A 23,789-nucleotide genomic window follows, 5' to 3' on the forward strand; every position below is an offset into this window, starting at 1 on the left:
CTAATGCACCTTCCTTTCATCCAAATTCGGTCTTAGATAGCAGGCTTCCTGCTCGTAACTATAAGCAGCTCGAATAATATCCTTTTCGCCAAAATGCTTTCCGGTTAATTGCATTCCAATGGGTAATCCCTTGGAATCTCTACCGCATGGCAGACTCACGGAAGGCAGACCTGCCAAATTCACGGATACGGTGTAAATATCCGATAAATACATCTTCAATGGGTCAGCTAAGCTTGATCCTAATACCGGTGCAGTAGTCGGCGCAGTGGGTCCCAGAATGATATCATATCTGTCAAAGGCCTTTTGAAAGCTCTGATTAATGATTGCTCTTACTTTTAAAGCCTTGTTATAAAATGCGTCATAATATCCAGAGCTTAATACAAAGGCTCCAATCATCATTCTTCGTTTTACTTCATCACCGAAGCCTTCACTTCTGGTATTTTTATATACTTCCTGTAATCCCTCATAATTCGGTGTACGGTAACCGTACTTCACTCCATCAAATCTTGACAGGTTAGAGCTTGCTTCTGCACAGGCTATTACATAATAGGATGGAATCGCATATTTAACAGAATGTAATTCAAATTCTTCCACGATTGCCCCTTTCCTACGAAATACTTCCATTGCCTTAAAAAGTGAGTCTTTCACCTCTTCATCCAGTCCATCATCAAAATAATCACTGGGCACTCCGATTTTTAATCCTTTTACATTATCAATAAGTGCATGCGTATATTCATAAGACTTTTGATCAATGGAAGTAGCATCCTTCCTGTCATGACCGGATATCACTTCAAGAGAGGCTGCACAATCCGATATATTTCTGCCAATGGTTCCAATTTGATCAAGGGAAGAAGCATAGGCAATTAAACCATAACGAGATACTGTTCCATAGGTGGGCTTTATTCCGGTTACTCCACAGTATGAAGCGGGTTGTCTTATGGAACCACCGGTATCGGAGCCTAAGGCATAAAAGGCTTCCTCTGCTGCAACAGCAGCCGCACTGCCTCCACTGGAGCCTCCTGTTACATGCTTTTTATTCCATGGATTTTTTGCTTCACCATAATAGGAGGTCTCTGTAGTACTTCCCATTGCAAATTCATCCATATTCGTTTTACCTAGTATAATTGCACCTGACTTCTTCAATTTCTCTATTACTGTTGCGTCGTAGGTTGGAACGAAATTTGATAGTATTTTCGATGCGCAGGTTGTTTTTATTCCTTCCGTACATATATTATCCTTGACAGCCATAGGTACGCCGGCTAAATGTGCACCCTGCAGATCACCCGAATCGATTCTCGCTTGCACTTCATCAGCCTGCTTATAGGCTTCTTCCTCCGATACCGTAATATAACAATGATACTCAGGATCTCTTTCCTTTATTTTATCTAACTGAGCCTTCAGAACCTCAGCCACCTTAAGTTCTTTATCCTTAACTTTTTTACTTACTTCTAATGCTGTCATAGCCGTTATTTCACTCATAGCATTTACCTCCCTCCAGTGCTTTAGCACATTCATCCGGTGCCTTGGCACATTGATACTTTATTCCACAGTTTTTGGTACCGAGAAGCACCCATCCTTCTGCTTTGGTGCATTTTTAATGAGCTGATCCCGATCATCCTGATTGATTACGATATCCTCACGGAATACATTCTTCACCGGAAGTACATGGGACATGGGTTCCACACCCTCTGTATCAAGCTCATTCATTGTCTCTATATAATCCAGAATACGGTTTAAATCCTCCGCTACCTTCTGCTTTTCTGAATCTGATATTGTAAGCTTTGCTAGAGCAGCAGCATATTGTACAGTTTCTTCATTTATTTTCATAAAAGCACCACCTTTCATACCATATGATTTCAGTATAACGATTATTGAGTACTACATAATTGCTTTGTTAGTATAACATTCTTTTTCTGTTTTATGGCTCAAGTCTTGAGACATCTCTTGGGAATAAAGTGGTCTCACGAACATTTTGCTCATCAAGCAGCTTCATGGTAAGTCGCTCCAAGCCGATGCCAAGTCCACCATGGGGTGGCATTCCATGCTTATGGATCATTAGGAAGTTCGTAAAATCCTCTGGATTCATTCCACGTGATATCATTTTTTCTACCTGTATATCGTAATCATGGATTCTCTGTCCGCCAGTGGTGATCTCCATCCCCTTATACAACAGGTCAAAGCTTAATGTGAATTTGGGATCCGCCGGATCATCCATTGCATAGAACGGACGCTTCTTAGAAGGATAATGGGTTATGAATACAAAATCACTATCATATTCTTCTTTAATACATTTTCCTATCAGTACTTCCTCCTCCGGCTCTAAATCATAAGGGTTCTTTATTTTTCTATCATACTTTTCTGATACCATAAGCTTAGCTTCATCAAACCGTATCGACGGAATGTCCTTGATCTCCGGCAAGGTTATCTGCAAAAGCTTCAATTCCTTAGCATATTTATCATTTAGCAATGTAAAAACATAGCGCAACAGTTCTGTTTCCATTTCCATAATATCTTCAAAACCATTAATATATCCCATTTCAAAATCCAGGCTTGTATATTCGTTCAAATGTCTGGTCGTGTTATGCTTCTCAGCACGAAATACTGGTGCTGCTTCAAATACACGATCATATACTCCTACCATCGTCTGTTTATAAAACTGTGGGCTCTGAGCTAAAAAGGCCTTCTTCCCAAAGTACTCTAATTTGAATACATTCGCTCCACCCTCAGCATTTCCTGCAACAATTTTAGGTGTTCTTATCTCGGTAAAATTCTGTGAGAATAGGAAATCACGGAAGCCTCGAACAATACCCTCCTGAATTTTGAATTTTGCACGTTCTCTGATATTTCTTAAGGATATGGGGCGGTATGCCAGTTTTGATTCCAGTGAGGTATTCATCTTCCATTTTGAAATGGGTAACGGCATCATCGTTCCTTCCTGGGGTGAGGATAGAATTTGAATATCCCTTAATCGAACCTCAAAGCCGTGTGGCGCTCTCTCCTCTTCATGGAGTAGACCTTCCACTTCAACTGTCATTCCCTCTTTCAGGCTTTTGAGATTAATCTCAGATATCCCATCTTCATATACACATTGTACCAGACCTTCGCTCTTACGAAGTACTACAAATGCAAATTCACCCATATCCCGAATACTATGAATACAACCGTTTATTTTCACAGTGCCCGTAACTCCTTGATTGAGGATGTCATGAATCTCACTTGTTTTTCTTTGACTGAAACCACGAATAAATTCCATCTCTTTTCCTCCTTTTCTACACTTATCAGATTACATATCTCCTAAGCCTTTCTCATAGGATACTCTTGTAATCCGGTTGCATTCTTCAGAACCTTTTGATCACTGGCCCATTTCCTACAGATTATAGGTCAAGAATCAAAAAGTCCCGAAGAATGCTTTGTAAAAACATGCATTCTTCGGGACGAGAAGTTAAATTCCCGCGGTACCACCCGCCTTGAGAGCATATAGCTCTCCCACTTTCAAACACTTAACGCGTGTCACGCGCGAACCTACTACTATTTCAATCCGCGGGCTCCAGAGTGTTCCGTATTCTACTTATCATCATAGGTGTGCTCTCAGTCGGTGGCTCACCATTCCTGTCGTTCGATTATTGGGTAGAATAAAGTCTCCTTCTTAGCCGATAACAATTATAAAAAAATACAAAGGTATTGTGTTCGCAACACCTTTGTTGATAACTGATATTAGCATATATCATTTTCGTTGTCAAGAAGAAATATTTATAGAATATTTTATGGAATGTCCTAAGTTAGAAGCTGATTAATGTCCAAAATACTTCGAAAGAAATTCCAGGATTTTCCCGCTATACTCCTTATCCTTCTCCGGCTCCAGAAAATTATCTTCCTCTACGATAAAATGACGATCTCCTTCTATTTCCCAAGTCTCCACATGTTCAGGAGCATTTTTCATAATTCGTGTAAAGTTTATGTATGGCACCTGAGAATCCTCATAGCTGTGCATTAATAGTGCTGGTCGATCACCGAGCTTTTTGATTTCTTTCTCCGGTGTAATATTCATTGTATCAAAACCATACTTAAAGTTGGTATAAAGCTTTATAAATGGTCTTTGAATGTATGAATACACTTTGGGAACTCCCATTAATACCATATTGTCATAAAAACAATCATCCCAGGAAGCATACGCCGAAGAGCTGATAAGTCCGTCAATTTCTTCAATTTCACCAATCGAATTAATTGCCGTAGCACCACCCATTGATACTCCAAATACAACAATCGGAGTGTCATTATATTTTTCACTGGAAGTGATGTAATCAACAACTGCCCTGGTATCGAGTACCTCCTTATATCCTACACAGATGGTGTCTCCTTCACTTTTTCCATGAGCTCGCATATCGTATAGGATGGAAGCATATCCATGCTCTTTCAGCATTTTAGCATGACCATAAAACAAAGTCACTGACGGATTATGGATTCCTGATATTATAATTACAACAGCCTTCGGTTTTTCCGTATATACTTCATAGGCTGAAATATCAATACCATCAGAGGTTGTTAATACCAGTTCGTTTGCCGACAAGCCAAACTGAGAAGCTTCCATTGTTTCATCAAAGTCCACATGCAGATCCACCATATCTTTCATGATTAATGGCGGAAATACAATCAGTATACCTAAAAACAGTACCAGTAATACGATAACTATACCCTTGACGATTTTTTTAACTCGATTCTTTCCTTTTCCTTTTGTATTACTCATATAACAGTATCTCCCCTCATTCATCCTTGGATACTTCAAACACCTTCCGGTAGTAATCCGTCTCCAGAATACTTTTAGAAATTTGAAATTTATTTTTTATTATGTTATTCATATTGGTAATGTAATCCTTAGGCAGCTTCTCTTTGGTCAGTTTAATAACTTCTCCCGTTTCCGAATTGTACATTACCTTATCCGTGATAAAGCTTCGATTTGCTAATATGACCAAGGGTTCAGCATCTGAAAGTACATCTCTTCCCATCAGCAAGCGTGAATCATACTCCAATCCAAACATATTGGACAAGGTCGGCAGAATATCCAAACTGGAGCAAGGTTCATCGATTACGATCTTCTTTTTCATTCCAGGATTCCATAGAATAAAATGGTTCCGATAGATTTCAAAGTATGGGTCCACCTTATGTCCTGCTAATTCGTCGATATATTTTTTTCCCCAACCATAGGGATAATGATCCGCACTTAGTGCAATAACGGTACGATCAGCGATTCCCTCCTGTTCCAGTCTGGCAATAAGTAAATCCAATGCTTTATCCAATTCCATCTGGCAGGCAATATATGCTCTTGCATCCGAGGAGCAGGGTAGATCCTTTACTGCTTCCCGATTTTTGTAAGCCATACTATTTCCTTGAAAGGTATAGTTCATATGCCCGCTTACGGTCAGATAATATACGTGAAACTGTTCCTCCTCAATATAGTCGTCAATGGTAGCTGCCATCATTTCCAAATCCGATTCCGGCCATACATCCTGCTCCAATACTAGTCCATTTCCCTTTGCTTTCCATGTGTAACCAAGGTTTGGATGTGTCTCATTTCGTTGGTAATAGGTATAGGTGTGGTTATGAAATGCCCTGCAATCAATTCCCATCTGTTGGAACTGGTTACCAAGCGAAAATGGCCAAAGATTTTTTCTGCCCTGATACATGCTTCTTGTACCAATCGGAATTAATCCAGTCATAGCAACATATTCCCCATCGCTGGTACTTGTCTGCCAAAGTGCTGTATAAAAATTATTAAACACAAAGCCTTCCCGTACCAATCGATATAAGGTTGGTGTCTTCTCCGGATGAATTGCATAGGGTGAAAACCCCTCGGCTGTGATCATAATCAGATTATAACCCTTAAACATACCTGTGTATTTATTTCTATTCGTCGGAGGAGCTGTGGCAAAGTACTCATGTAAAGTACGAATGGTATTGCTGGTTTCCTTCTTTGCAAGGGAGGCAAAATCTATGTTCATTATATTGGGCGAGATATCAATAGGAGTCGGAGTAGGCGGAAGTGCAGGCTCCTCTGTCTTAGAGTTCTTATCCTGTATTGTAACGCTTTGCTTTTTTATTGTAACGGAAGAGTTTTTTGTATTTCTGGACTCTTCCACTTTGATAGGAGGATTATCGGTCTGCATCGTTGCATCTGTCAATATCAAATCCTCTCCTCTGCAAAGTAGGTTCATAATATCCAATCGAGTCATAGTTGCTATCCCAAGCTGCTTCCCACACATATCATGCACCTGAGCTTTAAAATACAAATCATAAGGGGAATAATCCCCTTTTCCAAAGAGTAGCAATGCTGTTATAGCAACAACTTGAAATACGATACCACTTCCCAAGAGTATTCCCTGTTCCTTAGCTCCTCTCCTGCTGTAGCTGATTCGATTCTCTAAAAGGAGTGCGAGTACCAATAATGGTACCAGCAGCAGTATAATCCCTCCCAGATTTCCTTTAATCGCTTCCAGGATATCTGAACTAAATTCAGAGAATGCATCTTCTGCCATTCCCAATGATTGAAAAGAGAAATACACCTTAAATATCTTAAAATAAATTAGCTGTATTATATAAATAAAGCATAATGCGCCCGTAGCTAACCATAGAATTGCTCTATTAATGTGGTACGGGAACAATCCACTAAGAAAGCCAGCAAAAATACCCACCGGAATAGCGAATAAAACCGGGTAAATCATTTTCATATCAACACTGCGATAAAGCAATAAATGAAGAAGCAATTCCAGATAGATTACAGCGATTATCAAAAAGCTCAACGGAAGAATAAGATTATCAACAGATAATGGTACGGAACCATTCCATGCTCTATTCATCCTGCGAAATGCAAGCGTAATATACCTCCTCAGTTGATTTTTGAGGGATACCATAGTCAGCAATAATCGCTCATTCATACCAGTTATTCTGCTATTCTGGGACAGGCTTTGCTTCTGATCGATGAAGGAACTATCTTCCTGCTTGTTATTCATGTTCATCTATTCTCTAACTTCATTCATATCTCTTATGGTATCTATATTCATCGGAATGTCATTTATGAGATATTCCTACTCTATAAATCGATATTATCTTCGTTCAAAAAGAATATTTCCTTTTCCATTCTTACTTTGAACTGTAGCAAGAGCTCCATTTATCATTGTAAACTGTGGTGGTTTATGACCGATATCAGCATCTAATATCACAGGAAGCTCTAGCTCCCCTAAAACGGTCATCACCGCCTCTTCATAGGTAACATCTATTTCGCTGCGATACATTGCCGGTCTGCCGAAGATAAATCCGGAAGCATGTTCAAACCAGCCAGCCTCCTTCAGCTGCCATAATCCCCGTACCAGAGCTTCACTACTCAGATCAAAGCTCTCTAAGAACCATAGGATTTTATCTCTCTGATATCTCGCAATAAATTCTTTTGTTTTATCGTATTTTGTACCAACCAGATTTAACAGGACGTCCAGACAGCCTCCAAGGGCACGCCCCTTTATAACAATCTCATGATCGATTGTATTGGGTGGATTCAAATTCTTCCAATGGACCTCTTTATCCAGTCGATACTCCTCCAATCCCGTAACGCGTTCTACAAATCCATCCTGATAATAATCGAAGCTGTTCTGGCAAATGTCCTGCCCCTCTAAGATTCTCAAATTATCAAATAAGGATGGATGCCAGTGCTCCATACCAAAGGGACCAAAGTTATTGGTATATAAAGTGGCAATGTCCAGATTGGTTGTAATGGTGAAGGTTAATCCCGTCGTATCCGAAAATCCCTGAAACCATTTCGGATTCTCCTCAAGAACATGGAAATCCAGATAAGGGAGCATCTCCACCAGGTAATCTCCTCCACTTGCAGCAATGATTGCTCTCACTTCCGGATTATGAAACAATTCCATCAGTTGAACTGCCCTTGTCTGTCCATCAGAACTTCTGCCTTTAAAGCTTTTCTTAACATTATCTGTGACAACAACAGGGTAACCCAAATCTTCAAAATGCTTTATTCCGCTTTCCAGTCTGCGAAAATCGACTTCATTGTCATAGCCGGCAGAAGTGGCTGTAACGCCAACCTTAAATCCATGCTCCAAATTCATTGGATAAATCATAAATTAGACCCTCCTTATAAGCATACCATGCTGTTTATAATCATGGTCCTATAGCGCATAGTATATCATTTAAGGAAAAATATGTCTACCAATAATCATTCCTGCAAAAGGGAATGAAAGATAAAAATACTCATCAAAAAAGCATACTTAGATAGGATCTTTCTAAGTATGCTTAACTATACACTCTTTGATTAGGAGAATAACCCTTTTTTCTCTGTAATGGAGACTACTTCATAACCAGCTTCTGTTACGACATCCTTAAGCTGCTGATCACTTACATCCTTCGTTAAGTTTACAACGGCTCTCTTTTTCTTTAATTCAACCTTCGCATCCACGCCGTCTAACTCATTCAACGCTTTTTCAACTCTAGCCTGGCAGTGTTCACAGCTCATACCGTTAATCTCTATAATTTTTTTCATAATCCATTGTCCTCATTTCTTACAGCTGTTTTATTCTGTTTATGGCTTCTATGGTGTTTTCCAAAGTACCAAAGGCAGTTAGTCTAAAATACCCCTCTCCGCTTGGACCAAATCCGGATCCGGGAGTACCTACTACATTGGCATTCAGTAAAAGATAATCAAAGAACTCCCAGGAAGTCATCCCCTTCGGAGTCTCAAGCCAGATATAGGGTGCATTCACGCCACCAGATACTGAAAAACCTGCTGACTGTAAGCCTTCCCGAATTACCCTGGCATTATTCATATAATATGCAATTTGCTCTCCAGTTTGTCTTTTTCCCTCTTCTGAGTATACTGCCGCACCTGCTGCCTGAATAATATAGGGCGCACCATTAAATTTTGTACCATGGCGTCTTGCCCACAGACTATTCAGCATAACATCTCCCACCTTTAACTCCTTCGGAATCACAGTGTATCCCAGTCTTGTGCCGGTAAAGCCTGCATTCTTTGAAAAGCTTCTGATTTCAATGGCACAGCTTTTTGCGTTCTCGCATTCATAGATGGTATGTGGAACATCCTCTTCTGAGATATATGCTTCATATGCTGCATCATAGATAATCACAGCACCTGCATTATTTGCATAATCCACCCATTTCTGCAATTCTGATTTGGTAATGGTCGCACCGGTGGGATTATTCGGGAAGCATAAGTATATCAGGTCCGGGGTATCCTCCGGTAATTCCGGAGCAAAATTATTCTCCTTCTTACACGGCATATAGATTACATTCGTCCATCTTCCCGCATCAGTCAGATATTCTCCAGTTCTGCCGGCCATAACATTGGAATCCACATATACCGGATATACCGGATCACATACTGCTATTTTACAATTGACATCAAAGATTTCCTGTATATTACCGGAGTCACTTTTTGCACCGTCGCTAATAAATACTTCATCGAGTGCTAAGGTGACACCACGAGAGTTGTAGTCATGTTCAATGATGGTCTGACGAAGGAATTCATATCCAAGATCCGGTGAATAACCTTTAAAGGTTTCTTTCTTCGCCATTTCATCAACCGCATCATGAAGAGCCGTTATAATAGCCGGTGCCAGCGGTAATGTAACATCCCCGATTCCTAAACGAATGATCTTCTTATCGGGGTTCATTTCGGAAAATTCCTTTACCTTTTTTGCAATCGTAGAAAACAGGTAGCTTCCCGGTAATTTTAAATAATTTTCATTGATTTTTAACATAGAATCTATCTACCTTTCTTATAATTCAATCTCTCCCTCATACACCTTCACGGCAGGGCCCGTCATATAGATGGTATTCTCCTTCTGGTCATATCGGATGCTTAAATCACCACCTAACAAGGTTACGGTCACTTCGGGTTCTGTCAGGCCATTTAATACGCATGCGACAACACTGGCACATGCTCCGGTTCCACAAGCAAAGGTCTCTCCGGATCCTCTTTCCCATACCCTCATACGAATATGCGTCCGGTCGATAATCTGAATAAATTCCGTATTAACCCTATCCGGAAATATCGGATGATTTTCAAACTTCGGACCGATTACTTCAATTGGAAGGGAGCTTGTATCCTCAACAAATACAACTGCATGTGGATTTCCCATAGAAACACAGGTTATCTCATATCTCTGACCATCAATGGTAATCGGTTCCTTTATCAATACATCCTTGTCGGATACAACCGGTATTAAAGACGGTTGCAGAATAGGTGCTCCCATATTTACAGTAACCTGGGAAACCTTACCATCCTGAAGAATTAAATCCAATTCTTTAATTCCACTCAGAGTCTCAATGCGTAAGTGCTCCTTATTCGTTAAGCCATAGTCATATACATACTTCGCAACACAACGAATTCCGTTACCGCACATCTTCCCCCTTGAGCCATCATTATTATACATATCCATAAAAAAATCAGCTGTTTCAGATGACTTTATTAAAATCAATCCATCGGATCCAATACCAAAATGACGGTCACTGACTTTTACCGCAGTCTCAGGGATATGTTCAATGACTTCTTTCGTGCAGTCGACATACACATAGTCATTTCCACATCCTTGCATTTTTGTAAATTTCATATCCAGTATCCAACCTTTCGTAACTCTATCTTCTAGCTTTCATTTCAGGACGAGTCATAATTCCTGATGTTACATTATGCATTCGCTCCTCTACTCTTAATCATATATTCTAAGTACCATTTCCGCCGTTTCCGTCATATTGGTACCGCTATTCATACTGCTTTTCTGGAGATATCGATGTGCTTCCTCTTCGGTCATGTTATTACGATGCATTAAGACTAATTTTGCCTTTTGAATAATCGCCTTTTCTTCCTCTGTTCTTTCCTTATGACGACCCTTCTCCTTTTTCTTTCTCATCCGGTATTGATAGGTCATCATTTGAAGTGTATTCATCAAATCATGCGTCTTAACCGGCATGGGCAAACAGATTATGTCATTGTTCTGACAATAGGCTAGTCTTTCAGGAGAAAGAATAAGAAGCATCTCAAAGCCCTTCGGTAAATAACTATTAAGTTCACTATAATGCATATCAGAAAAACGGTAACCGCATAGCACAATGCCCTCATCCAATTCATTTGCTAATGAGATCACTTGTGCTCCAGTGGTACACGGTTCGGATACATCATATCCATTTCTGATTAGTAAGTTTTTTATATTAATCGCATCCTGTAGTTTTGGAAAACCTACTATTATGCTGTACATATCTGTTCACCTCCGCTCTTTTCATATTATTGGAGACTAAACAGACTTAAATGCGATATAAGTATTGATTTAACTCCCACTGAGTGACCTGATTACGATATTCGTCCCATTCTGCTTTCTTGGCTTTCACATATTTTTCACTGATATGGGTTCCTAATACCTGCTTCATGAAATCGCTGTTTTCCATTTCTTTGATTGCTTCATTCAGACTAGCAGGCAGACGGCTAATACCCAGATTCACTCTCTCCTCTTCAGTAAGCTCAAAAATATTCTTGTCAATGCTTGGCGGAGGTGTTAGCTGATTTTTTATACCATCCAATCCCGCAGCAAGACAAAGCGCCAGAACAAGATAAGGATTAGCAGAAGGATCTGGACATCTAAGCTCAATTCTTGCCGCACTCTCTCTTCCTGTTGGAATACGAATGAGCGGGCTACGATTGCAGGCTGACCATGCGATATAAACAGGTGCCTCAAAATTAGGAACCAGTCTTTTATAAGAATTAACTAACGGATTCGTTACAGCGGTCATACTCTTAATATGCTTCATGATACCTGCAATAAAGTGATAGGCTTCTTTACTTAATCCTAATTTACCCTCTGCATCATCAAAGATGTTTTTTCCATTTTTCTGTAATGACATATTAATATGCATACCGGATCCATCCACACCATATTTCGGCTTTGGCATAAAGGTACAGTGTAATCCATGACGTTTAGCAATTGTACGAACTACCATTTTAAAAGTCATAATATTATCAGCCGTGGTTAATACGTTATTATATTTGATATCAATTTCATGCTGTGCTGGAGATAATTCATGATGGGAGGCTTCAACGGATATTCCCATATCCTCCAAGGTAAGTACCATATCTCTTCGTGCATTTTCACCATAATCTAAGGGGCCCAAGTCAAAATACCCTGCCCTCTCATGTGTATCCGTAGTAGGGGTATCGTTTTCTCCCATATGGAATAAAAAGAACTCCATCTCCGGTCCCACATCGAAGGTGTATCCCATCTCCTCCGCTTCTTTGACTACTTTCTTTAATATATAACGAGGATCTCCCTCAAAAGGTTTTCCTTCCGCAGTATATACATCACAAATTAGACGTGCAACCTTACCCTGCTGCGGCCTCCATGGAAATGTTACATAGGAGTCCAGATCCGGATATAAGAACATATCGGATTCCTCAATTCTAACAAATCCCTCAATTGAAGAACCATCAAACATGCATTTGTTATTTAATGCCCGTTCCAATTGACTTGTTGTAATGGCAATATTTTTGAGGTTACCAAACATATCAGTAAACTGAAGCCTGATAAATTCCACATCATCCTCTTCCACCATTCTAATAATATCTTCCTTTGTATTATGTTTCATATAATCCCTCCATTCTGCCGCCTAGGGTGGCATTGAACTGATTTTCAATACTCTTTCTTATTATGTCAACTTACTAAAAAAGACAAGGGTATTCTCTTGTCACGGAACTCCCTTGCCCACAATTTATATTGATAATAACAGTAGGACGGAACATTTGTCAACCAAAAATATACCGTGACGAAATAATTTTCTTATACCTTCTATTCTTACATTAAATCAGCTATAATATATATTTTTTTACGATTTCCTTCAAATAGACTCCTTTCTCTGTGTTATCCCTTTCCCTTAAAAATCCCAAAAAATCGGAGCAATATTTAGTACAAAATAGCAATTTTTGTTGTAATATACACTGTTTTGTTATATACTAATACTAAGCTGATAGTTGGGGGGATTATATTGCGCATCGATGAAATATCAAAAGAAGGATCGATAGAGCTTGAAGTAAAATATAATGGTAATACCGCTTCTTTTTTTAGTGAAATCGTGCTTGTACGCGAAAATTCAGTGCTGATTACTTCTATCAAGGTGAATGAACATACCGTTGGATTTTCTGACAAATGTACCATTAACTTTTTATATAAATTCGACGGAAGATTATATATCTGGGAGAATGTATCTGTAAAGCTCGTTCGGTATGACGGAGCAATTTACCATAAGGTGGATATGGTTGGCGAAGGTAAGCCATACAACCGCCGTGACTCCTACCGAATGTATATTGGCGAAGATATGCCCCTTTATATTAATTCACCCAGCGGACCTACCGCTATCACAGTTTTGGTAAAGGATATCAGCGAAACCGGTGTTGCTTTTATCTCGAAGGAAGATATTAATATTAATCGTACAATCCGGCTTAAGCTAAAGGATCATAATATGTTGATCAGCCTATCCGGAGTCATTGTTCGGAAAGAGTATTTAGAGCATTTGGATTCCTTCGTATATGGTTGTAAATTTAACGAAAAGAATAATCGTCTCGGTAAATATATTGCAAGAAGACAAGGTGAACAGCTACGAATGAAAACAACCACCTATTCTTCTCCTCCTAAATTGGATTATAGTAGTAAACTAAATACCATTGATATTTCCAAAAAAAGATGAGTATGCGCAAGCAAACTCATCTTTTTCATTGTTATTTATTATAATAATATTCTTATTACTTATTCTTGTATCATTATTCCTGTATCACAACATGCAGCATTTTTTATTACACCTGAAAGCGAATTACATTCCAGGAATGCTTATTCAACACAGCCGTTGCGGTACTACTACCAATAGTGGTAACTCCATTATTCTTCGGTATTACATTATCCGGATGATCAGCTGAATTCACTGCCTTCATATCGTCATGCTCCATAACAATATGCTCTAGTAATTTCGCATTTGTAAAATCACGAAGATCTATTTCAAGATTGATGTTATCATCTAAGGAACGATTCACGGCAAATACCGTTAACTCATTCTTTTCTTCATTGAGTATTCCAATCGCTTCCACATAAGGAACATCCTTCACTTTCTCTGTGCTATAGGTATCACAGTTCACTACTGGTGTTAAAGCGACACCACGTCCATAATTTGAGGCATGCATAAAAGGATAGAATATCGTCTGAGCCCAGGCACTTCCTCCGTTTTCTGTCATAATTGGCGCAATAACATTAACAAGCTGAGCCAGGCAAGCCATCTTTACACGATCACAATTCTTCAGTAACGTAATTAAGAGACATCCCACCACCAGGGCATCTTCAAATGTATAAATATCCTCCAATTGATGAGGTGCAATCTGCCAGCGCTCCAGCTTTTGATCCGCGTCATTACTATGGAACCATACGTTCCATTCATCAAAGGAAAGATACATTGTTTTGTCAGAATGCTTTATCGCTTTAACATAATCGCAAATGGCAGTTACGGACTTGATAAACTGGTTCATTCCTAATGAACAGGCAAGGAAGGTAGCTGTATCATTATCCTTGTTTCCATAATAACTATGAAGGGATAGATAATCCACATATTCATAGGTATGATCTAGCACGGTTGCTTCCCATTTTCCAAAGGTAGGCATATACATGGAGGAGCTTCCACAAGCTACAAGTTCAATGGAAGGATCTAGTTCCTTCATGACCTTCGCTGTTTCACAAGCGATTCGTCCATATTCCTCCGCTGTTTTTGAACATATCTGCCAAGATCCGTCCATTTCATTACCGAGGCACCATACCTTGATGTCAAAGGGTTCTTCAAAACCATTTGCCCGGCGCATATCACTATAATATGTTCCCTTCGGGAAATTACAGTATTCCAGAAGATTTCTGGCCTCATCCGCGCCTCTTGTACCTAAATTCACTGCTTGCATTACCTTGCTACCAACACGTTTTGCCCACTCTTGAAATTCATCAATACCCACTTCATTGGTTTCAATCACATGCCAAGCCAGTTCCGCACGTCTCGGACGTTTCTTCTTATCACCGGTACCATCCTCCCAATTATATCCGGATACAAAGTTACCACCCGGATAACGAACGATGGGAACATTTAGCTGTTTCACCATTTCCATGACATCCTTCCGAAATCCCTGATCATCACTGGTCGGATGAGAAGGCTCATAAATACCGTTATAAACCGCTCTACCCAGGTGTTCAATAAAAGAGCCATAGATTCTTTCATCTATCTCACCAACTTGAAAATTCTTATTTAGTATCAGCTTCGCTTCCATATTTATCCTCCTGTTACAAATTGATATATCGCACTTTGATTATGCTCATAAGACAAACTATAATATATAATCACCATATCATATTGACATCTGTTTTTTCAATGATATATGATGTTATCAAACTGATTTATCATACTTTTTATATATAATCGCTTAAGATATAAGACATATTACATACCTTTACGCAGGAGAGAGATCATCATGAAAATAAATAGAATTGGTTACAATTACACCCATAGCAAAAATTTTTCCTTAAGCCGTCCCACGGGGTCCGGAGATTACCTGCTTCTTCATATTAAAACACCAGCCATGGTACTCTTACAGGGTGCTGAACACTACGCTTCAAAAAACTCAGTGATTATCTTTAATAAAGGAACACCTCAACTGTATTATGCATGTGGTGACAGCTATGCAAATGATTTTATCCACTTTGACATTGATTCTGAGATGGATCTTCGTACTTTGCCCCTTGATACCATTATCCCACTTCCATCTACAACACAGATTCGTAAGTTATTTAAGGATATCTATCTGGAATTCATATCCAACAACCAGAAGCGTATGGAATCGATTGATTTATTGCTTCGGCTCCTTTTTGTAAAAATCGGAGAGCAGGCTTCTTATCACCCTGATAATCCTGTATTATTTGATTATTATGATAAATTACTGGAGCTTAGATCCCTGATTTATCGCCATCCGGAAGAGAAGTGGACAATTACCCGGCTTTCTCAACTGACTAATTTAAGTCCCTCCTATTTTCAACGTCTATATAAGCAAACCTTTGGCGTATCCTGTATTTCGGATGCTATTACCAGTAAAATCGAGTATGCCAAAACCTCACTTGCAGCTTCAGGAGGCACCATCCGTGAAATATCCTCCCTATGTGGCTATGACAATGAGGAGCACTTTATGCGACAATTCAAAAAGTTCGTAGGTATGACCCCCTCGGAATATCGCAAAAGAATTATATCTAAATCAATTGATATATCTCAATGAAAGCATCAAAGTTAACGTCCAAACTCGGATAGGATTAAGCCTTTATTGCGTTCCAGTGCCGTTTGAATACTCCAACGATTTACAAACAATAATAATGGATTTCCTTTTAGATCCTTTACCTTTTTTGTATCTGAGGATACTCCCAAGCTACTGACATCAATATCCTTATTCTCAATCCAACGGATAAATTCATAGGGTAGCGGATCCAGGCGAACCTCCACTCCGTATTCGGATTCCAGACGAAACTTCAACACATCGAATTGAAGAACACCTACCACTCCGACGATGATTTCTTCCATTCCAGTGTTGTATTCCTGGAATATCTGAATAGCTCCTTCCTGCGCAATCTGAGTAATTCCTTTCAGGAACTGCTTTCGCTTCATGGTATCAGCCTGTCTTACCTTAGCGAAATGTTCCGGCGAAAAGGTAGGAATTCCTTCATAGATGAACTTTCGGTCAGAGCTGTTTAAGGTATCGCCGATGGAGAAGATACCGGGATCAAACACACCGATAATGTCTCCAGCATAAGCTTCTTCTACAATCTGCCGTTCCTGTGCCATCAGCTGTTGAGGTTGGGAAAGTCGGATTTTCTTATTGCCCTGCATATGATACACTTCCATACCTGCATTGAACTTGCCGGAGCAAATTCTCATAAACGCAATTCGATCCCGATGTGCTTTATTCATATTAGCCTGAATTTTAAACACAAATGCCGAAAAATCATTTTCCATAGGATCAATCTTCCCTTCCGATGACATTCTGGGAAGTGGTGAGGTTGTCATCTTAAGGAAATGCTTTAAAAAGGTTTCAACACCAAAGTTCGTAAGTGCAGAACCAAAGAAAACCGGAGTAAGCTTTCCGTTTCTAACAAGCTCTTCATCAAATTCACTGCTGGCTCCATCCAGTAATTCTATTTCTTCTGATAGGATATCGTGATTATCCTTTCCGATTATGGAGTCTAGGCTGGGATCACCCAGTTCCACTTCTATGGTATCCACTTCCTTTTGACCATTATTCGCAGCAAAGAATCGTGTAATATGCTTCGTTTCCCGATCATATACCCCCTTAAAATTCTTACCGGATCCGATCGGCCAGTTAATGGGACAGGTCTGAATCCCCAGTACCGTCTCGATTTCATCCAGTAGTTCAAAGGTGTTCTTCGCCTCTCGATCCAATTTATTAATAAAGGTAAAAATCGGTATATTACGCATAACGCAAACTTTAAACAGCTTCTTGGTCTGATTCTCAACACCCTTAGAGGCATCAATTACCATAACGGCTGAATCAGCCGCCATTAATGTACGATAGGTATCCTCAGAGAAATCCTGATGCCCGGGGGTATCCAATATATTAATACAATAATCCTCATAATTAAACTGCATTACAGAAGAAGTAACAGAGATACCACGTTGCTTTTCTATTTCCATCCAGTCCGATACCGCATGCTTATCTGTCTTTTTCCCTTTCACGGAACCAGCAAGATTAATGGCTCCTCCATAGAGCAGTAATTTCTCTGTTAAGGTGGTTTTTCCCGCATCCGGGTGGGAAATGATCGCAAAGGTTCTTCTTCTTTTTATTTCCTGTTTGTAGTCCATTCAAAAATCCTCTCTTCATAAAGCAATCCATACCGCCTGATGTATTCCTTATGCGGCAGTAATCTTACGAAACCAATTCATCTTATTATATTTGAGCGATTATTGTCAAGTTATATATTCTCAGACTTTATAGATGCCTCATAACTTCTTCCATGGTTGCAGCCGATAACATTTTCTTGGCCATCTCCACTGCATCCTTATAGTTTATGCTTCTTATCTGCTTCTTTATTTTAGCCATCTCACATATTGACATACTGAACTCATCCAGCCCTAAACCCAATAATAGCTTAGTGGCTCTCTCATCAGCTGCCATTTCTCCACACATACCTACTTCGATTCCCATAGCATGACCCGCATTAATCACTTTCTGAATACTTCTCAATACAGCGGGATGGAATTCATTAAAGAGCTGTTTAATCTTAGGATTTCCTCTGTCCACTGCCAGAAGATACTGGGTCAAATCATTGGTTCCTATGCTGAAAAAATCTGCTTCCCTAGCCAAATCCTCTGCACATAATACAGCCGCTGGTGTCTCAATCATAATACCGATTTTGATTTTTTCATCAAAGGGATGCCCCTTCTCTTTCAATTCCTTCTTACAGTCGTTCAGTATTTCCTTTGCTCTGTTAAGTTCCTCCACAGATATAATCATCGGTAGCATAATCTTGATTGTTCCATAAGCGCTTGCCCGAAGTATAGCCCTAAGCTGTGTTTTAAATACTTCCTCCAGCTCAAGGGATATACGAATGGCTCTCCAGCCTAGAAAAGGATTTTCTTCTTTCTCGAACTCATAATAATGCAGGGCTTTGTCTCCTCCGATATCCAGGGTTCTGATTACAATCTCTTTCTCACAAAGCATGGCAGCCTCTTTATATGCAAGAAACTGCTCCTCTTCTGTTGGAAAATGATCATTTTCCATGTATAGGAACTCGCTGCGGAATAATCCGATTCCATCGATATGATAGCTTGCTGCCTTCTTTACCGCCTCCACATTACCAACATTGGCACATACCCTGATGGATTTTCCATCCAAGGTTATTGAGGGTAATGCATCCAGTTCTTTCTCTGCATTTCGTATTTTTTGATAATGTATTGCTTGTTTTTCATATTCCTGTAAAGTCGAATCATCCGGATCAATGATAATGATCCCATGTTCTGCATCCATGGCAATCATATCGCCGGTAGAAACTGCTTCCATTATATCACTAACTCCCACCAGTGCAGGAATCTCCATCTCACGTGCCAGAATACTAACATGACTGGTTACTCCACCCTGTTTTGTAATAATGCCAATAATTCGTTCTAAGGGAAGCATTAGGGTGTCAGATGGCGTTAACTCATCCGCTACCAGTATAACGGGTTCTACGATATTCAGGAATGGATTTCGTTTATCCTTCTTTAGACATTTCATAATTCGGGTGCACACATCAGAAATATCCGCTTTTCGCTCCCTGATATAGTCATCCTTCATGGCATCAAACTGCGCATATAATTCGTAAGCTGCTTCCTCAATCGCCTGTTGCGCATTTCTTCTCCCATTCTGAATTCGGTTGATTGTTATATCATGAAGTGACTGGTCCTTGATTATTGCAAGATGGCCAAAGAAGACCTTGGACTCATTGGTTCTGGCTATCTCCTCAAGCTGCTGTCTGGCTTCCTTAACAGCATCATAATAACGCATAATCTCGGACTCTATCTCCTGTTCATTAATCTGATAGTTATCCGCTTTCATATCCTGCTTGCTGATAACATATGCTTTTCCCACTGTAATACCGTCGGACATCGTGTTTTGTACCATCAATTCTCTCATGACTACACCATACCTTTCACCCATAAAACGATATTTAATGACTACCGAATGATATCTGTATACCACATATACGTCTACTGTAATAGCTTATTTCACAAACCAAATAATAGGTATGTTTTCTCATATCATAATCTGAATAATAGAAACATTCAAGTCTGATTTCAGCTTAAAGTTATATGACAAGCCGATATATCACAGGAAATGAGAAGTGAGCAGGAAATATATCAATATTATATATACAAGAGTGCCCATTTATGGTATAATCCGACACAAAAGTAGTTTTTTCGGAGGTTATTATGTACAAGGAACGATATCATTACTATAAAAAAATAACAAGGCTTCTAACTCTGATTTTATGTGTAGGATATATTATTCTATATCTGATCACCCCACTTAAGGTTCAGGCAGCCGAGGCAGAGAAAAAATATCTTGTTCTTGTTCAAAATTCAAACCGAAGCTGGACTGCTTATGAGGATATGATTGAACCATCTCCTCAAAAAAAGTTAATGATTAAAGCGAAACCAATTGCTGAGGCTCTGCGTTTTGATTACATAAACTTTGGTGACGGAGAATTTATCATACAGAGAGGGGACTTCCGTTACAATTCTTATGAACGGAACTCCGCTTCTTATGTGTTTCAAAGCAGTAGCACTCTATCAGTAAATAAAACTGCTAGTAATGTGGCTTATTATAGCGATAAAAGTGGTTGTAATCTATGCCATATCAGTACCCTAAGAACAATCATCAATTATCGGTACTTCACCGGATCTGAAATAGCAGATTATCGTAAGGCCGGCTATACAAGCATTGTATGCTATAGTCGCTATCAGGTAATCGATGAAGCGCCCGATATTCGCGAAGTGTATGATACGGAAGGCGACAAGTTCTTCTCCCAGGATGAACCCGACACGACGGATCAGATTATCTCTTCTGCCATCAATTTATCGGAGGAAGATGAAAGACAACTGATTATCGTCGGTGATTCCAGAACGAATAATATGAGCAAATGGGTATCCACAACGGTAAACACGCAGTTTATTGCGAAAAGTGGTGAGGGATATCTTTGGTTTGAGCAAAATGGAATTGAAGATGTTAACATGATTAAAAATCCGGGGGATGTAATCGTGATTTGGTTAGGCGTAAACGATTATTTCAGCAATGCATTAGGTACTGATCCCTGGAAGGCCTATTCTCAAAAGATAAATGAGCTCGCAGCTACAGATTGGGCAGACTGCAGTGTATATGTGGCTGAGGTAGGTTACGTTGATACCAATTATATCTATAACTACAACAATAAAATAACCAGGGCAAATGTATCTCAGATCAATTCTCCTTATAAAATACAAGGTATTCAGGAATTCAATAAAAAGCTCCGTAATAGTCTCAGCCAGGATATAACCTGGATTAATACCAATGATATCATCGGTATTAAAGCAAATGATACCGATCTGACTCCTGAGGAATTGTGGGTTGTTCGAAGTAATGGAATGGTAGATGGCCTGCATTACGGAGTAGAAGTAAGTCAAAAGGTATATAATCATTTTGTAAATACTACTATGAACTAAATATCGGCAGACTCAGATGCGAAATCATAGCACTTCTGAGTCTGCCTTCTTATTATGTTCGAACTATCTATCTTCATGTATTAAAAGCATCGATTATTCTTCTTCCTGTGGCAGTTGTCTCCCTTACTGCACTGATAACATATCTCATTGGTTAAGGGTAGATCATCAAAAAACTCACGACAATTGGATAACGTGGTATCTGCAATATTATGCAACGCCTCTTTCGTCAGAAATGCCTGATGGGAGGTTACAATTACGTTGGGCATGGAAATGATCCTAGCCAGAACATCATCATGGATGATGGAATAGGACATGTCTTCATAAAACAATTCCGTTTCCTCTTCATATACATCCAGACACGCTCCTCCTACTTTCTCTGATTTCAACGCTTCCATCAAATCCTCACTGTTTACCAACGCTCCTCTTGATGTATTAATGATATAGACTCCTTTTTTCATTAGACTGATTGTCTTCTGATCAATCAAATGAAAGGTATCCTTTGTTAAGGGACAATGCAAGGATATGATATCGGATTGCTTGCATAACTCCTCTAAGGTTACATAGGATATTCCCGCATCCGGTATCGGATATGGATCATAAGCTATTACATTTAATCCAAATCCTTTGCAGATATCGATGAAAATGCGTCCTATTTTTCCTGTTCCGATTACACCCATGGTCTTCCCATGGAGATCAAATCCTGTGAGTCCGTTCAGACTAAAATTGAAATCCCTAGTTCTTACATAGGCCTTATGAATTTTCCTATTCAGGGTAAGTAACAGTGCCATAGCATGTTCTGCAACTGCATAAGGGGAATAAGCCGGTACACGTACAACGTGAACCTTATCATATGCCGCCTTGAAATCCACATTATTATATCCAGCACAACGCATTGCAATCAGTTTTGTTCCATTCTGATACAGGGTATCGATTGTTTCCTGATCAATGGCATCATTAACAAACGCAACTACTGCCTCGTATCCTTTGGCCATAAATGCAGTTTTCGGTCCCAGCTTTGGTTCAAAATACTCTATTTCAATCTGGTATTTCTCTTTCAACTCTTCAAAAAAAATCTTATCATATGGCTTTGTATCAAAAAAACAGATTTTATTCATAAGCACTCCTCCTTCATATGTTACAATCTTTACCATGATTCGATTTTAGCTTATTATATCCTTAAAATCAATGATTTAATCTTTAATATTGCAACAACGAAGAATCAATAGATAGGAGGAGCTTATATCTATGTATTCCTTATTTATCTCAGTTATCTATTCACTTTTTTCACATAAATCTGTACCGTACCACTGGGGACCTTCCATTCAAAGGTACTTCCTTCAGAATATCCAAGAATGGCAGTCCCAATCGGTGACAATACAGATATTTTATTCTTACGCACATCCGCTTCCTCTGGATATACTAGTGTCATTTCCTCCTCTACACCATCAACCACCAGCACAACCGATGAGTTCATACCAATTATATTTTCTGGCAAATCCTCATAATGGATCACTTCAGCTCTCTTAATCTCCGCTTCCAGATCCTTCAGGTTTTGAAGCGAACGGATTTCTTTATCCCTGGCTTTATCAATCAATTCCAACAACTTATCTTTATCTGCTTTTGTTATATAGATTTGCTTCGACATTCTCATCCTCCATCCGGCCTAATATTGCTTATCGCATCTATGAACTTCTGCGAATGCCTTATAAAAATCATAATATTTTTCATCACAAGCAGAAAATAAATATCTTGCAAAGATATTCGAGATGGTATACCCTTCATTCTCCAAATATTCAATATGGGGTTTGAAATCATCCATTGAAGGATTACTATAAGCCACCTTTAATACAAAGGATAGATAGATAGCCTGGTTGTTCTTTTCCCATAATTTGGGATGATTATCCATTGTTGGAACAGCCAGTCCCATTTCAATACTGTTTTTTTCCGCATTGTAAAGAAGAATGCTTTGGTACTGATCCTTAATATAAATTGACCAGGCTTCTGTATCTTCAATGGAAAACAAATAGATATTCTCATAATCAGGGCTTTCTTTTTGGTATTGACTCTTTTTTAACCTCTGATATTCCTTGATGTAATCCATTTTTTTATTAATGTAATTTTTCGCTGTATAAAGCTCCTCCAGTTTATTATCCAAAGTTTCATCCAACGTTATGAGAGAGTCCGCCAGTTCCTCCGGTGAAAGATTGGGTAATTTCTTCATATCCTGTAAAGGCATTCTTAAGCATCGAAAATGAGCCAGGTCCGAAATGGTATAAACGGAACTAGGATAGTATTTACGATAATTATTCATATCATCCCGTTTCATGTCAATCAAACCTACGCTCTCCCAATAGCGTAAAGTAGACTTCGGTATTCCTAATAAATCGGATATCTCCCCAATATAAAATGAATTTTTCATTCATTCCTCCATTTCTGGCATGATTCATGGATGTTGCACAATGTATATACATGGA

Annotated in this window: 20 protein-coding genes; 3 read left to right on the plus strand and 17 right to left on the minus strand. The window is 39.2% G+C overall.

Annotation, left to right across the window (positions count from 1 at the left end):
• The 11 genes from gatA to glnA form a co-directional block, all read right to left on the minus strand.
• A complete protein-coding gene (gene gatA, locus H0486_RS13180; protein WP_228353434.1) occupies positions 1–1,479 on the minus strand; it encodes an Asp-tRNA(Asn)/Glu-tRNA(Gln) amidotransferase subunit GatA in 1,479 nt (492 codons plus the stop codon).
• A 60-nt stretch (positions 1,480–1,539) separates the two neighbouring features.
• Positions 1,540–1,827 (minus strand): Asp-tRNA(Asn)/Glu-tRNA(Gln) amidotransferase subunit GatC, encoded by a 288-nt coding sequence (gene gatC / locus H0486_RS13185; protein ID WP_228353435.1) that lies wholly within the window; start codon positions 1,825–1,827, stop codon positions 1,540–1,542.
• Between the two features lie 91 nt (positions 1,828–1,918).
• The gene (aspS, locus tag H0486_RS13190; protein ID WP_228353436.1) at positions 1,919–3,253 is read right to left on the minus strand and encodes an aspartate--tRNA(Asn) ligase; all 1,335 of its coding nucleotides are present in this window, start codon (positions 3,251–3,253) and stop codon (positions 1,919–1,921) included.
• A gap of 537 nt (positions 3,254–3,790) precedes the next feature.
• Positions 3,791–4,744, minus strand: a complete 954-nt coding sequence (locus H0486_RS13195) for an alpha/beta hydrolase (RefSeq protein ID WP_228353437.1) — start codon at positions 4,742–4,744, stop codon at positions 3,791–3,793.
• 16 nt (positions 4,745–4,760) lie between these two features.
• Positions 4,761–7,004, minus strand: coding sequence for an LTA synthase family protein (locus H0486_RS13200; RefSeq protein ID WP_228353438.1), 2,244 nt, complete (start codon positions 7,002–7,004; stop codon positions 4,761–4,763).
• Between the two features lie 93 nt (positions 7,005–7,097).
• Positions 7,098–8,123: a S66 family peptidase gene (locus H0486_RS13205; protein WP_228353439.1), complete on the minus strand. Its 1,026-nt coding sequence runs from the start codon at positions 8,121–8,123 to the stop codon at positions 7,098–7,100.
• Between the two features lie 191 nt (positions 8,124–8,314).
• A complete protein-coding gene (locus H0486_RS13210; protein WP_228353440.1) occupies positions 8,315–8,542 on the minus strand; it encodes a heavy-metal-associated domain-containing protein in 228 nt (75 codons plus the stop codon).
• 19 nt (positions 8,543–8,561) lie between these two features.
• Positions 8,562–9,776 carry an LL-diaminopimelate aminotransferase gene (locus tag H0486_RS13215; protein WP_228353441.1) on the minus strand — a complete coding sequence of 405 codons (1,215 nt, stop codon included), beginning with the start codon at positions 9,774–9,776 and terminating at the stop codon, positions 8,562–8,564.
• Between the two features lie 18 nt (positions 9,777–9,794).
• Complete coding sequence (gene dapF / locus H0486_RS13220) at positions 9,795–10,628, minus strand: diaminopimelate epimerase (protein ID WP_228353442.1); 834 nt, start codon at positions 10,626–10,628, stop codon at positions 9,795–9,797.
• A gap of 96 nt (positions 10,629–10,724) precedes the next feature.
• Positions 10,725–11,270, minus strand: coding sequence for an ANTAR domain-containing response regulator (locus tag H0486_RS13225; RefSeq protein WP_228353443.1), 546 nt, complete (start codon positions 11,268–11,270; stop codon positions 10,725–10,727).
• Between the two features lie 46 nt (positions 11,271–11,316).
• A complete protein-coding gene (glnA, locus tag H0486_RS13230) occupies positions 11,317–12,648 on the minus strand; it encodes a type I glutamate--ammonia ligase (protein WP_228353444.1) in 1,332 nt (443 codons plus the stop codon).
• 396 nt (positions 12,649–13,044) lie between these two features.
• Here glnA and H0486_RS13235 point away from each other — a divergent pair, with 396 nt between their 5' ends.
• Positions 13,045–13,743 carry a PilZ domain-containing protein gene (locus H0486_RS13235; RefSeq protein WP_228353445.1) on the plus strand — a complete coding sequence of 233 codons (699 nt, stop codon included), beginning with the start codon at positions 13,045–13,047 and terminating at the stop codon, positions 13,741–13,743.
• Positions 13,744–13,849: 106 nt separating this feature from the next.
• Here the strand turns inward: H0486_RS13235 and arfA are convergent, their stop codons facing one another.
• The gene (arfA, locus tag H0486_RS13240; RefSeq protein WP_228353446.1) at positions 13,850–15,349 is read right to left on the minus strand and encodes an arabinosylfuranosidase ArfA; all 1,500 of its coding nucleotides are present in this window, start codon (positions 15,347–15,349) and stop codon (positions 13,850–13,852) included.
• Positions 15,350–15,550: 201 nt separating this feature from the next.
• On the opposite strand from arfA, the gene H0486_RS13245 reads away from it, so the two are divergent.
• Positions 15,551–16,345, plus strand: coding sequence for a helix-turn-helix transcriptional regulator (locus H0486_RS13245; protein WP_228353447.1), 795 nt, complete (start codon positions 15,551–15,553; stop codon positions 16,343–16,345).
• 11 nt (positions 16,346–16,356) lie between these two features.
• Here the strand turns inward: H0486_RS13245 and H0486_RS13250 are convergent, their stop codons facing one another.
• Both H0486_RS13250 and ptsP read right to left on the minus strand, forming a co-directional pair.
• Positions 16,357–17,940: a peptide chain release factor 3 gene (locus H0486_RS13250; protein WP_228353448.1), complete on the minus strand. Its 1,584-nt coding sequence runs from the start codon at positions 17,938–17,940 to the stop codon at positions 16,357–16,359.
• 127 nt (positions 17,941–18,067) lie between these two features.
• A complete protein-coding gene (ptsP, locus tag H0486_RS13255) occupies positions 18,068–19,816 on the minus strand; it encodes a phosphoenolpyruvate--protein phosphotransferase (protein WP_228353449.1) in 1,749 nt (582 codons plus the stop codon).
• Positions 19,817–20,046: 230 nt separating this feature from the next.
• On the opposite strand from ptsP, the gene H0486_RS13260 reads away from it, so the two are divergent.
• Positions 20,047–21,315 carry an SGNH/GDSL hydrolase family protein gene (locus tag H0486_RS13260; protein ID WP_228353450.1) on the plus strand — a complete coding sequence of 423 codons (1,269 nt, stop codon included), beginning with the start codon at positions 20,047–20,049 and terminating at the stop codon, positions 21,313–21,315.
• Between the two features lie 80 nt (positions 21,316–21,395).
• Here the strand turns inward: H0486_RS13260 and H0486_RS13265 are convergent, their stop codons facing one another.
• The 3 genes from H0486_RS13265 to H0486_RS13275 all read right to left on the minus strand — a co-directional run bounded on the left by H0486_RS13265 (position 21,396) and on the right by H0486_RS13275 (position 23,734).
• Entirely contained in the window at positions 21,396–22,430 is a 1,035-nt protein-coding gene (locus H0486_RS13265) for a 2-hydroxyacid dehydrogenase (protein ID WP_228353451.1), read from the minus strand.
• Positions 22,431–22,582: 152 nt separating this feature from the next.
• On the minus strand, positions 22,583–22,960 hold the full coding sequence (locus H0486_RS13270; RefSeq protein WP_228353452.1) for a GreA/GreB family elongation factor: 378 nt from the start codon (positions 22,958–22,960) through the stop codon (positions 22,583–22,585).
• Between the two features lie 18 nt (positions 22,961–22,978).
• Complete coding sequence (locus H0486_RS13275; RefSeq protein ID WP_228353453.1) at positions 22,979–23,734, minus strand: MerR family transcriptional regulator; 756 nt, start codon at positions 23,732–23,734, stop codon at positions 22,979–22,981.
• Between the last annotated feature and the right edge of the window lie 55 nt (positions 23,735–23,789).

This window comes from Variimorphobacter saccharofermentans, assembly GCF_014174405.1.
GTDB lineage: Bacteria > Bacillota > Clostridia > Lachnospirales > Lachnospiraceae > Mobilitalea > Mobilitalea saccharofermentans.

Excerpts from the sequence above, each read along its gene's own strand:
- H0486_RS13245 (WP_228353447.1), top strand. The coding sequence starts at position 15,551 with ATGAAAATAAATAGAATTGGTTACAATTACACCCATAGCAAAAATTTT.
- H0486_RS13260 (WP_228353450.1), top strand. The coding sequence starts at position 20,047 with ATGTACAAGGAACGATATCATTACTATAAAAAAATAACAAGGCTTCTA.
- gatC (WP_228353435.1), bottom strand. The coding sequence starts at position 1,827 with ATGAAAATAAATGAAGAAACTGTACAATATGCTGCTGCTCTAGCAAAG.
- H0486_RS13250 (WP_228353448.1), bottom strand. The coding sequence starts at position 17,940 with ATGGACTACAAACAGGAAATAAAAAGAAGAAGAACCTTTGCGATCATT.
- arfA (WP_228353446.1), bottom strand. The coding sequence starts at position 15,349 with ATGGAAGCGAAGCTGATACTAAATAAGAATTTTCAAGTTGGTGAGATA.
- H0486_RS13200 (WP_228353438.1), bottom strand. The coding sequence starts at position 7,004 with ATGAATAACAAGCAGGAAGATAGTTCCTTCATCGATCAGAAGCAAAGC.
- glnA (WP_228353444.1), bottom strand. The coding sequence starts at position 12,648 with ATGAAACATAATACAAAGGAAGATATTATTAGAATGGTGGAAGAGGAT.
- H0486_RS13225 (WP_228353443.1), bottom strand. The coding sequence starts at position 11,270 with ATGTACAGCATAATAGTAGGTTTTCCAAAACTACAGGATGCGATTAAT.
- gatA (WP_228353434.1), bottom strand. The coding sequence starts at position 1,479 with ATGAGTGAAATAACGGCTATGACAGCATTAGAAGTAAGTAAAAAAGTT.
- H0486_RS13195 (WP_228353437.1), bottom strand. The coding sequence starts at position 4,744 with ATGAGTAATACAAAAGGAAAAGGAAAGAATCGAGTTAAAAAAATCGTC.
- aspS (WP_228353436.1), bottom strand. The coding sequence starts at position 3,253 with ATGGAATTTATTCGTGGTTTCAGTCAAAGAAAAACAAGTGAGATTCAT.
- H0486_RS13215 (WP_228353441.1), bottom strand. The coding sequence starts at position 9,776 with ATGTTAAAAATCAATGAAAATTATTTAAAATTACCGGGAAGCTACCTG.
- H0486_RS13205 (WP_228353439.1), bottom strand. The coding sequence starts at position 8,123 with ATGATTTATCCAATGAATTTGGAGCATGGATTTAAGGTTGGCGTTACA.
- H0486_RS13270 (WP_228353452.1), bottom strand. The coding sequence starts at position 22,960 with ATGTCGAAGCAAATCTATATAACAAAAGCAGATAAAGATAAGTTGTTG.
- dapF (WP_228353442.1), bottom strand. The coding sequence starts at position 10,628 with ATGAAATTTACAAAAATGCAAGGATGTGGAAATGACTATGTGTATGTC.
- H0486_RS13275 (WP_228353453.1), bottom strand. The coding sequence starts at position 23,734 with ATGAAAAATTCATTTTATATTGGGGAGATATCCGATTTATTAGGAATA.
- H0486_RS13265 (WP_228353451.1), bottom strand. The coding sequence starts at position 22,430 with ATGAATAAAATCTGTTTTTTTGATACAAAGCCATATGATAAGATTTTT.
- H0486_RS13210 (WP_228353440.1), bottom strand. The coding sequence starts at position 8,542 with ATGAAAAAAATTATAGAGATTAACGGTATGAGCTGTGAACACTGCCAG.